Below are 10889 nucleotides of genomic sequence, written 5' to 3' on the forward strand. Positions count from 1 at the left end.
TCGCACTCCCGTCTGTCACCCTGCTCCGGGCAGTGACCAACCGTCGACCATCCGGAGTTACCTCGGGGAGGACGAACGTGAACAGGCTCCCGAACGCACCCGTCACCACACAGGTCGCGTCCACACCTCTAAAGGTCGCGTCCACACCGTTGTGGGCGGAGTTCGGCCGCACGCTGCGGACCCGGCGCCGCCTCGCCGGAATGACCCAGCAGCAACTCGGGCTGCGCGTCGGCTATCACCACAGCCTGATCAGCAAGCTGGAGGCGGGCCTGCGCGAGCCGCCGGCCGGTCTGCCGCGCCGGCTCGACGACCTCCTCGACACCGGCGGCGACCTGTCCGCCCTCCTGACCAGCCGCGCCATCCCGCCGCCGGCGCTGCACCGCACGCACTTCTCGGTGATACCCGGCGGCGAGGCGCCGGCCGGACTCGCCCCCCTGGCCGACCGGTTCTGGCCGGAGCGGCTGCCCTATCACGGCCTGCCCTGCCCGCTGCACGGCAAGGACGGCTGCCACGAGTGCGAGGTCCCGCCGTACGCCGACGCGCTCACCATCCTCGCCGGCATCGACGGCAACAACCCGACCGGCGTCGACCCCGACGTGGTCCACGTGCTCACCGCCCTGCTCGGCGGCTACACCCAGGCCGGCCTGCACGGCGGCACCACCACCGGCCTGGTCGGCTCCGTCGAGTACGTGCTGCGCCGCATCGTCGGCTGGGCCGAATCCCTGAACGCGCAAGGCCGTTCGCCGCACGCGCAGCTGCGCCTGGCCGCCGACTACGCCCAACTCGCCGGGCGTTTTCGGATGCAGCAGGGCCAGAGCGTGATCGGCATGGCGTGGTACGACCGCGGCCTCAACTGGGCGGACGTCTGCGAGAGTCCGGGCGCCCGCGCCTCGCTGCTCGGCGACGTGTGCTCGCTGGCCCGCCTCGACGGCGACGCGACGGCCGCACTGGCCTACGCCCGCGCACTGGAGGCGGTGGACACCGGCCGGGCCTGGATCACCACGCTCGCCAAGCTCTACCAGGCCCGCGGCCACGCGCTCGGCGGCGACATCGGCGAGTGTCGCCAGGAGATCGCCACCGCGCATCGGCAGATCAACCGGTTCGACGAACGCGACCGCGCCGAGGCACCGTGGCTGACCGGACTGGCCGGCCGACTCCGCATGGAGGCCACCATCGGCGGCGCGCTGCGCGATCTGGCCGCGCGTACCGGCGATCTCGCCTCGGCCCGGTCGGCGGTCCAGTCGGTGGAGGCCGCGTTGGACCTGCTGCCCGTTCCACTGCGCCCCGCCCGGGTGTTGCTGACCGTACGGCTGGCCGACGCACTCGCCTGCGCCGGCCGACCCGACGCGGCGGTGGTCACCGCGGCTCCCGTCATCCACGAGGCCGCCGGTCTGGGCACCGCGACCACAAATCGGGAACTACTGGGCCTGCGCCGACGTCTGACCCAACATTGGAGCGATCTGCCGGAGGTGCGCGACCTCTTGGAGCAGATGCCGGGTCACTGAACGGTCGTCGGCGAACTCGTCGGGGCACCGCACCGCCGCCCGACCGGGCGACCAGGCACTCCCGCGACTCCCGGGGTCTGCTTGGCGTTTGCCGGAATTTGCCGGCCGTTGCCGATCACTTCACCAAGTCCCCACACCCGTGTGAGTGTTTCGCTCGCTCGGGCACGAACCCGGCCTGCACGGTCGCCCGCGTCGCTCACGAGGCGTACGCGGCGCAAGCCGGCGACGTGGTCGAGGCATGTCCCCTCCCAAGGAGCCTCGATGAATCGCAGAACGACCACGGCCGGGACCGTCCTGGCCATGCTCGCCGGCTTGGCGATCGGCGCGGCCGGAACACCGGCCGTCGCCGACCCGTCCCCTCCCCCCGCAAACCCGCAGGCACTCGCGGTATCCGCCGCCGACCGGGCGGCCGCAAGCGGCCTGGACGCCCTCGCCAAGGGTCCCGACGAGCAGTACGAACGCCAGGTCGTCACGCCGTGGATCAACGACCTGTACTCGGTCGCGTACCAGCGCACCTACCGCGGCCTGCCGGTCGTCGGCGGCGACGCGGTGGTCATGGCCGACGGCAAGGGCCGAGTCCACGCGACCCAGGCATCGACCGACGCGCGCATCTCCGTGACCACCCAACCGACGGTGGCGGCCAGTGCCGCCGAGGCCACGTCCCGGGCCCAACTCCCCGTCGTGGACAAGGTCGAATCGCACCGTCTCGTCGTCCGGGTCAAGGACGACAAGAGCGCGCTGGCCTGGGAGACGGTGGTGGCGGGTCGTACCGCGACCGCGCCCAGCCGGCTGCACGTGTTCGTCGACGCGACCACCGGCGCGGTGCTGGGCACGACCGACGAGGTCAAGGCCGGCAGTGCGAACAGCCAGTGGAACGGCCCGAGTCCGCTGACCATCGACACCACCAACTCCGGTGGTACCTACTCCCTGCGCGACCCGAACCGCCCCGGTCTGACCTGTTCCGACTACAGTTCCGGCCAGGTCTTCTCGAAGTCCACCGACTCGTGGGGCAACGGCCAGGCGTCGAGCAAGGAAACCGGCTGCGCCGACGTCTTCTGGGCGGCGCAGAAGGAATGGAACATGCTCCGCGACTGGCTCGGTCGCAACGGGCACAACGGCAACGGCGGCAGCTGGCCGGTCAAGGTCGGTCTGAACGACGTCAACGCCTACTGGGACGGCTCCTCCATCTCCATCGGCCACAACCAGAGCAACCAGTGGATCGGCTCGATGGACGTCGTGGGCCACGAATTCGGCCACGGCATCGACCAGTTCACCCCGGGCAGCACCAGCGGCGAGGCCGGACTCGGCGAGGCCACCGGTGACATCATGGGTGCGCTGACCGAGGCGTACGCGAACGAGCCCTCGCCGTACGACGCTCCCGACTACACGGTCGGCGAGAGCGTGAACCTGGTGGGTCAGGGCCCGATCCGCTACATGTACAAGCCGTCCACCAACGGCGACCCGGACTGCTACAGCGCCTCCATCCCGAACACGGAGGAGCACGCGGCGGCCGGACCGCTCAACCACTGGTTCTACCTCCTCGCCGAGGGCACCAACCCGGGCGGCGGCAAGCCGACCAGCCCGACCTGCAACAACACCACCCTCACCGGCGTGGGCATCCAGAAGGCCGGCAAGGTCTTCTACGGCGGCATGCTGCTCAAGACCAGCGGCATGACCTACAAGCGCTACCGGACCGCGACGCTCACCGCGGCCAAGACCATCGACCCCACGTGTGACCTGTTCAAGAAGACCAAGGCGGCGTGGGACGCGATCAGCGTGCCGGCCCAGACCGGCGACCCGGTCTGCAACGTCGACCCGGGTCCGGACTTCAGCCTCGCGGTCAGCCCGACCAGCGGCAGTGTGACGCCCGGTGGCACCACGACCACCACCGTGACCGCCACGCTGGTCTCGGGTTCGGCGCAGAACGTCACCCTGACCACCGGCCCCCTTCCGGCCGGCGTCACCGGTTCGTTCAACCCGGCGACCATCGGCACGGGCCAGTCCTCCGTGCTGACCCTGTCGGCGAGCGCGTCGGCGGGCGCGGGCACCAGCTCGGTCACCATCACGGGCACGGGTTCGTCCACCTCGCACACCGCGCAGTACTCGTTGACCGTCGGCAGCGGGCCGGGCAACCCGAGCGACCCGCCGGACATCAACGTCGCGAACGTGCAGTCGCACCTGACGCAGCTCAACCAGATCGCGAACCAGAACGGCGGCAACCGCCGTGCGGGCAGCGCCGGTTACACCGCGTCGGTGGCGTACGTGAAGGGTAAGCTCCAGGCGGCCGGCTTCCAGGTCAGCGAGCAGACCTGCACCTCGTGCACCTACCGCTCCAACAACCTGATCGCCGACTGGCCCGGCGGCCCCGCCGACTCGGTCGTCATGTTCGGCGCCCACCTGGACAGCGTCAGTGCCGGTCCCGGCATCAACGACAACGGCTCGGGTTCCGCCACCCTCCTGGAGAACGCGCTCGCGCTCGCCCAGGCCAACCCCAGCCTGACCAAGCACGTGCGCTTCGGTTGGTGGGCCGGCGAGGAACAGGGCCTCCAGGGCTCGCAGTTCTACGTCAGCCAGCTCGGCTCCACGCAGCGCGCCGCGATCAAGGGCTACTACAACTTCGACATGGTCGGCTCGCCCAACGGCGGCTACTTCATCAACAACATCAACTCCGCCGCCGCGGCCCCGATGAAGGCCTACTGGGACTCGCTGAACCTGCGCCCGGAGGAGAACGTCGAGGGCCAGGGACGCTCCGACGACTACTCCTTCCAGCAGGCCGGCATCCCCACCTCCGGCTACGCGGCCGGTGCCGACGCGCGCAAGACCTCGGCACAGGCGACCAAGTGGGGCGGGCAGGCCAACCAGTCCTACGACTCCTGCTACCACTCCTCGTGTGACACCACCTCCAACATCAGCGCCACGGTGCTCAACCGCAGCGCGGACGGTGTCGCGTACACGATCTGGAAGACCGCGGTCGGCGGCACCACGCCCACCAACGACTTCACCATCTCCGCCGTTCCGTCCTCCGGCAACGCGCTGCCCGGTGCCTCCGTCTCCACGACGGTGAACACCACCACCTCGAGTGGTACGGCGCAGACGGTGACGCTCAGCGCGAACGCACCGTCGGGCATCGGCGTGAGCTTCAGCCCGCCCTCGGTCCAGAGCGGCACCTCCTCGACCGCGACGATCACCGTCGCGGCGGGCACCGCGGCCGGTACGTACCCGATCACCATCACGGGCACGGGCTCGGTCGTGCACTCGACCACGTACACGCTGACGGTCGGCGACGGCGGCCCGGGCAACTGCTCCGCGCCCGCATGGGACGCCGGCACCGTCTACGTGGGCGGCAACGTGGTCTCGTACCAGGGGCACACCTACCGCGCCAAGTGGTGGACCCAGGGCGAAACCCCCGGAACCACCGGCCAGTGGGGGGTGTGGCTCGACCTCGGACCGTGCTGAGGACGCACACCGAGAGCACGTAGCACGTAGGTAGTCCGTACGACCGCTGTCCCGATTGTGATGCCCGGTGGCCCGAGGTTTGGGTCACCGGGCATCACACCGTCCGGGGTCGGCGTCCGGGGTGTCGGGGCGCGCCGGCAGTCGAACGTCAGGGGGCGTCGCCGCACGCGGCCCGGAGGCGGTGCAGCGTCGTGCGCATGCCCTCGCGGTTGCGCTCGGCGCGCCGCGCGGCCGGGGTGCCGGTGAAGACCAGTCCGAGCACCTCGGCGACCCGGCGGCGCCATCCGTCGCGGCGGTGGTCGATCCAGTACTCGGTGACCAGCGTCGCCGTCCCCTCCTGCGCCGGGGCGAGCCGATAGCCCCAACGGGCGATGGGCAGGCCGAACGAGGTGACGTCGAACGCGAACTCCCGTCCCGGGTCGGCGGTCACGATCCGGCAGACGGTGAACCACACCCACGGGCCCCGCCGGTTGAAGCCGACGAAGCCGCGCCCGCGGGGCCGAACGGCGAAGACCTCCGGGCTCCAGTCCTTCATCCGCCGGACGTCGGCGAGGATCGGGTACACGGCCTCCGGCGCGAGCGGCACGGTCAGCGATTCCTCGATCTCCCAGACGCGCGCGGTCGACGCCGCCGGTTCGGGAGCGGATGCGGGCGTGGGTTCGGGGTGATGCTTCCCAGGCTTCATGGGCGTCACGCTAGCAGCTAAACGCAACGCAACGTAGCGTTGTATTCGAGCTGTTAGTCTCCCCGCATGAACGACGAACAACGCCCGACGGAACAACCCACCGACGGCGGCGGCAGCGGCACCGGCGGTACCGCCACGGGCTCCGGCTCCGGTGGCCCGCGCAAGGCCCAGGCGATCTTCGACGCCACCCTCGACCTCCTCGCCGACAAGGGCTACGAGGGCCTGACCATCGAAGGGGTCGCCGAGCGGTCCGGGGTGAACAAGACCACGATCTACCGCTGGTGGCCGTCGAAGGGGGCCCTCCTCGGCGCCGCGCTCACCGGCGCCCGGCGCCTGGAGTTCCCCATGCCCGACACCGGCAGCCTCCGAGGCGACCTGGAGGCGCTGCTGGACGGCATGGTGTCCCTGCTCACCACCCCGCCGACGGCCGACATCGCCGTCGCCGCCCTGGGCGCGGTCACCCACAGCGCCGAACTCGCCGAACACGCCGGCGCCTTCTTCGCCGGCCGCCTGGCGCGCGAACGTCCCGTCTTCGAGCGCGCCGTCGCCCGGGGCGAACTCGCCGCCGACGCGGACCCGATGTTGCTGATGGACCTGCTGGCCGGCGCCGCCTGGCTCCGGGTGGTCTTCCGTCAGCTTCCGGTCGAGCCGGACTTCACCCGGCGTACCGTGGCGGTGATCCTGGACGGAGCCGCCTCGCACGCCGACGGTTGAGCCCGCGATCGGACCCGGGCGGGCGGACCGAATTGCCCTTCATGTCCTCCCGGGCGTTCGGCCCCGCGCGTGCGATGATCCGACCGTGATGGACGAGAGCGAGTTCTGGGAACTCATTGACGCCTCGCGCGAGGCGGCCGAGGGCGACCCCGAGGAGCAGGCCGACCTGCTGGTGGAGCGCCTGACACAGCTCGATCCCGACTCCGTCTGCGACTTCGCCAAACACTTCGAGGCGCGCTACACCCGCGCGTACCGCTGGGACCTGTGGGGCGCGGCGGCGGTCCTGCTCGAAGGCGCGAGCGACGACGTCTTCGACGCGTTCCGCTGCTGGCTGATCGGCCAGGGCCGGGACGTTTTCGAGGGCGCCCTCCGCGACCCCGACGACCTGGCCGACCTTCTCGACACCTTCGACCCGGACATCGACGGCGACGGCGAGGACCTGGGCTACGCCGCCGACGAGGCGTACGAACAGATGACCGGCGCCCCCATGCCCCCGGTGGGCCTCCCACCCCAACCGGTGGACCCGGTCGGCACGGCGATCAACCTTGAATTCGACGATGCCCTGGCCACCCGATACCCCAACCTGTGGACCCGCTACCGCACGTAGCCGAGCACGCGACGCCGCCGCCGACGAGAGCCCCGATTCCTGTGCAACCGCGGGGCGGGGGGCGATCGGTTCGTTCGCGATCCCGGGGACATCTCGGACCCGGCGACCGGGGGGAACGGCCCGACTCCGAGGCCGGGCCGTTCGGTGGGTCAGGCGGTCGCGTAGACCCAGCCCTCGCCGCCTACGCGGGCACCGCCCTCCCGGGTCTGTCGGGCGACGCTGAATCGAACCGCGCGACCTTCGGCGAAGTCGAAGTCGTACCACTGGGTCGACGCGTTGCCCCAGAGGTTCGCACTCTGGTCGCGCCACTGTCCGTTGTAGTAGTACTGCAAGTGCACGACAGGAACACTTGGTTCGTTGGGGCGCAGGTCACGAATGCGCAGCTTGTCACCGTTGCTGTAGAACGTGGCGTCGGCGGTGACGGCGCCCCCGCCGTACACGTGCGTTCGCGCGGTGATCTTGGCCTTGCCCGCCGCGCCGGCGGGAGTGGCCACAACGGCGAAAGCGCTGAACGTGACCACGGCGGAAGCCGTGATCGTCGCTGCTCGCTTGGTGATCTTGCGCAAGAACTTGTCCTTTGCTCGACTCGGAGCGGCCTGTTCGAGGAGTATCGGCCGTTTGGCTTCTCGGCAATAGCCGTCGTGCGCAAAGCTGTTCACGCAGAGCCGGCCTTCGCGAGCATCGCCGGTGGGGCTGCGGATCGGGGCGCCGGCCACGCGGACGCCACTCGTGGCCGGCGTCGAGCGAATCCCCGGGTTCAGTTTTTCCAGCGGCGCCGGGTACGGGTGGTAGCCCTATTCGTACGACTTCGTCGCGGTGGACGGTGGCGCGATGACCGGGTCGGCGCGGCTGCGTGTCCGCTCCGGAGCGTGATCGTCGCGGAGCTAGCATGCCCCCATGTCGGACGAAGAGGTTTTCCAGCCGCAGCAGTTCATCGGGCGTACCGATCCCGCCGCGCTTGCCGACCTTCGGGCGCGGTTGCGGGCCACGCGGTGGCCGGATGCGCCGGAGGAGGTCGGGTGGGGGCTCGGGGTCGATCTCGGGTATCTCCGGGAGTTGGTGGGCTATTGGGCCGACGGGTTCGACTGGGGCGCGCAGGAGGCCGCGCTCAATCGGCTGCCCCGGTTTCGGGCGACGGTCGGTGGGCTCGGGATCCACTACGTGCATGCCCGGGCCGTCGCGCCGACCGGGCCCGTGTTGCCGTTGGTGCTCGGGCACGGGTGGCCGGATTCGTTCTGGCGCTACACCAAGGTGATTTCGCTGCTGACCGATCCCGGCGCGCACGGCGGTGATCCGGCCGACGCGTTCGACGTCGTCGTGCCGGACATGCCGGGCTACGGGTATTCGGATCGCCCGACCGGTCCGCCCCTCGACTCCATCGCCGTCGCCGGTCTGTGGGCCGAGTTGATGGACGGGCTCGGCTACGCCCGATTCGGCGCCGCGGGTGGGGACATCGGCAGCCACGTCAGCCGCTACCTCGCCCTCGACCACCCCGACCGGGTGGTGGCCGTACATCGCACCGACGCCGGTGTACCCGTCGTCTCCGGCGACCTCGCCGAGTTCACGCCCGAGGAGCGCGAGTGGTTCCGGGAGGTCGCCGCCTGGGGCGCGGCCGAGGGCGGCTACGCCGCGATGCATCGGACGAAGCCGCAGACCGCCGCCGTCGGCCTCACCGACTCGCCGGCCGGCCTCGCCGCCTGGATCGTCGAGAAGTTGCGCGCGTGGAGCGACTGCGACGGCGACATCGAGCGCGGCTTCACCAAGGACGAGATCCTGACCAATGTCACCATCTACTGGCTCACCGAGACGATCGGCTCGTCGATGCGGATGTATCGCGCCAACGGCTCGATCCCGCCCGCGCAACTCGCCCGCCGAGTCGAAGTCCCGTCCGGCTTTACGCTGTTCCCCGGCGACCTGGTCCGCCCACCGCGCGCCTGGATGGAGCGCACCACGAACGTCGTGCGCGTGACCGAGGCCGAACGCGGCGGCCACTTCGCGGCGTTCGAGGAACCCGAGCTGTACGCCGAGGAACTGCGCACATTCTTCCGCCCGTTCCGCACGACAGCCCCGAACCCGAGCTGACGGCCGGCACCCGGCAACGATCGCCCCGTTCGGTTCGGTCGGGCGCCCGACCGGGGTCGTCCCCATGGCTTCGGGTCAGGTCCGCTTGCGGCTCGCGATCCCGTCGGAGCGCCACTGCACGTGGGCGGGGTCCGCGTCCCGGGCAAGGCAGACGTAGTGGTCCATGACGGCCGGCCGATCCGACGGAACCCGACCCGGCTGCCGCCAATTATTGCGGCAAAAATGCCATGTTTATGGTTATCGCCACGCGGCAACTCGATGTTTGGATATTTCGTCGCTGCCGAGGCAGCCGCTGGAAGGACCGAATGATGAAGTATGTGCCACCCGGGGCTCTCCTCGGCGCGACGCTACTCGTTGTCGTCGCATCATCCGCGCCCGCCGCCGGAGCCGGCATCGAGAACGGCACTTTCCAGGTCCCTGCCGTCGAAGCCGGCAATCTCCGACGCATCGGTCCCGGGGATTCCCCGCAGCCGACACCCTGGAGGGTGACGGACGGGAATGTGGACCTGTATGGCACGGAGGCGGCGAACAATCTCCATCAGGCCGTCGATCTCAACGGGGACAAACCCGGAGCCATCGCGCAGGTTTTCTCGCCCACCATCGGGAAGAAGGTGACGATCACCTGGAAGGAGGCACGTAATACCACGAAGTGGTGCGGTACCAACTCCACGATCGTGCAGAAGTACAGCGTAACGGTGCTCGGGAAGACGACGGTGACCTCCGACCCCAGCGGACTGCAACCGGGCGTGTGGAGGAATTCCCCACAGGAACTGACCTTCGTCGCGAGCGACCACCTGCACACACTCACGTTCGTGTCGCAGACCCCGAACGACTGCGGCCCCATGATCACCGACGTCGTGGCCGACGAGGGCTAAGGCTCCCGCCGAAGGTCTCCGACATGACGTACGACATCGAGAACGCGAGTTTCGACGAGCCCGGAATCACGCCCCCGGAAATGATCCGGTCATTCGATCGAGACGACCCCGACGAGCCCGTAGCGATCCCCGGATGGACGATCGAGCAGAACGGTGTCGAACTGCGCGCGTTGCGACCGCAGGAACGGCCGCACGGTTCGAGAGCCACTCAGGCGCTGCGCCTGAAGAATCTCCAAAACGAGTTGGGGATCATCTGCCAGACCGTCGACACGGTTCCCGAACAGCCGGTTCACCTTGCCTGGATGGATTCCCCGGATTTCGCCCCTCACGAGGCGGGATACGGAGATCAACAGCAATACGCCATCACCGTCGAACCGGTTTACGACCCGGACCAGGGGAAGCAGTCGGTCGTGGAGTCCCCGAACTATGGTTCGACCCAGGGTCCAGCGGCCGAGGGGCCGAACTGGACGAAAAAGCGCATCGAGTTCATCCCCACGACATCCCGGACGGAGGTGCGATTCCGGTCCCGGGTGGAGGGGCCTCTCTGTGCGTACATCACCGATATCCGGTTCGAGTCCTCGAGGACACCGGTCATCACCAGAGTCTATCCTCCGGATGTGGAGAATGGTGGACCGGTTATGTTCGACGGTTCCGATCTCGGCCTGGTTCACTGGGCGATCTTCAGGGACCGCGACGGAAAAAGGGTGGTCGTCGCCGCTCGAGGAGAAAATGAAGGAAGGACGGCGCGGGTCGAACAGCTTCCCGGCGGTCTTGCGAGGGGCCCGGGGCACGTTTCCCTGTCTACCGCGAGAAGCAGGGAAGAGATTTCGCCGGAAAACACGAGCAATGAGCTGGACATGGAGTTCGTACTCCCCTGAGGGTCTTCCAAGTCCCGCTCACCCTGCCTCGGATCCCATATCCGAGGCAGGGCGAATTTTAATCGTCGAGACGTGGCACCGGCGGCT

General features: G+C 69.4%; 9 protein-coding genes. 7 read left to right on the top strand and 2 right to left on the bottom strand.

What is annotated here, in order from left to right; all coding sequences use genetic code 11:
* The first annotated feature begins 77 nt into the window (after positions 1-77).
* A complete protein-coding gene (locus tag ACFRCG_RS38975; protein WP_380040453.1) occupies positions 78-1505 on the top strand; it encodes a helix-turn-helix domain-containing protein in 1428 nt (475 codons plus the stop codon).
* Between the two features lie 261 nt (positions 1506-1766).
* Positions 1767-4961, top strand: coding sequence for a M28 family peptidase (locus ACFRCG_RS38980; protein WP_380040455.1), 3195 nt, complete (start codon positions 1767-1769; stop codon positions 4959-4961).
* A 148-nt stretch (positions 4962-5109) separates the two neighbouring features.
* On the opposite strand, the gene ACFRCG_RS38985 is transcribed toward ACFRCG_RS38980, so the two are convergent.
* Positions 5110-5646, bottom strand: coding sequence for an SRPBCC family protein (locus ACFRCG_RS38985; protein ID WP_380040457.1), 537 nt, complete (start codon positions 5644-5646; stop codon positions 5110-5112).
* 66 nt (positions 5647-5712) lie between these two features.
* Between ACFRCG_RS38985 and ACFRCG_RS38990 the strand changes: the two genes are divergently transcribed.
* A complete protein-coding gene (locus ACFRCG_RS38990; RefSeq protein ID WP_380040459.1) occupies positions 5713-6360 on the top strand; it encodes a TetR/AcrR family transcriptional regulator in 648 nt (215 codons plus the stop codon).
* Positions 6361-6448: 88 nt separating this feature from the next.
* A complete protein-coding gene (locus ACFRCG_RS38995) occupies positions 6449-6967 on the top strand; it encodes a DUF4240 domain-containing protein (protein WP_380040469.1) in 519 nt (172 codons plus the stop codon).
* A gap of 149 nt (positions 6968-7116) precedes the next feature.
* On the opposite strand, the gene ACFRCG_RS39000 is transcribed toward ACFRCG_RS38995, so the two are convergent.
* Positions 7117-7683: a hypothetical protein gene (locus ACFRCG_RS39000; protein ID WP_380040461.1), complete on the bottom strand. Its 567-nt coding sequence runs from the start codon at positions 7681-7683 to the stop codon at positions 7117-7119.
* Between the two features lie 181 nt (positions 7684-7864).
* Between ACFRCG_RS39000 and ACFRCG_RS39005 the strand changes: the two genes are divergently transcribed.
* From ACFRCG_RS39005 to ACFRCG_RS39015, 3 genes are all read left to right on the top strand, one after another.
* Positions 7865-9049: an epoxide hydrolase family protein gene (locus ACFRCG_RS39005; RefSeq protein WP_380040463.1), complete on the top strand. Its 1185-nt coding sequence runs from the start codon at positions 7865-7867 to the stop codon at positions 9047-9049.
* Positions 9050-9354: 305 nt separating this feature from the next.
* Positions 9355-9924 (top strand): DUF642 domain-containing protein, encoded by a 570-nt coding sequence (locus tag ACFRCG_RS39010; RefSeq protein WP_380040465.1) that lies wholly within the window; start codon positions 9355-9357, stop codon positions 9922-9924.
* A 23-nt stretch (positions 9925-9947) separates the two neighbouring features.
* Entirely contained in the window at positions 9948-10802 is an 855-nt protein-coding gene (locus ACFRCG_RS39015) for a hypothetical protein (protein ID WP_380040467.1), read from the top strand.
* Positions 10803-10889: the final 87 nt, after the last annotated feature.

This window comes from Embleya sp. NPDC056575, assembly GCF_042793325.1.
In the GTDB taxonomy this organism is placed as follows: domain Bacteria; phylum Actinomycetota; class Actinomycetes; order Streptomycetales; family Streptomycetaceae; genus Embleya.

Excerpts from the sequence above, each read along its gene's own strand:
- ACFRCG_RS38980 (WP_380040455.1), top strand. The coding sequence starts at position 1,767 with ATGAATCGCAGAACGACCACGGCCGGGACCGTCCTGGCCATGCTCGCC.
- ACFRCG_RS38985 (WP_380040457.1), bottom strand. The coding sequence starts at position 5,646 with ATGAAGCCTGGGAAGCATCACCCCGAACCCACGCCCGCATCCGCTCCC.
- ACFRCG_RS38990 (WP_380040459.1), top strand. The coding sequence starts at position 5,713 with ATGAACGACGAACAACGCCCGACGGAACAACCCACCGACGGCGGCGGC.
- ACFRCG_RS38995 (WP_380040469.1), top strand. The coding sequence starts at position 6,449 with ATGGACGAGAGCGAGTTCTGGGAACTCATTGACGCCTCGCGCGAGGCG.
- ACFRCG_RS39005 (WP_380040463.1), top strand. The coding sequence starts at position 7,865 with ATGTCGGACGAAGAGGTTTTCCAGCCGCAGCAGTTCATCGGGCGTACC.
- ACFRCG_RS39010 (WP_380040465.1), top strand. The coding sequence starts at position 9,355 with ATGATGAAGTATGTGCCACCCGGGGCTCTCCTCGGCGCGACGCTACTC.
- ACFRCG_RS39015 (WP_380040467.1), top strand. The coding sequence starts at position 9,948 with ATGACGTACGACATCGAGAACGCGAGTTTCGACGAGCCCGGAATCACG.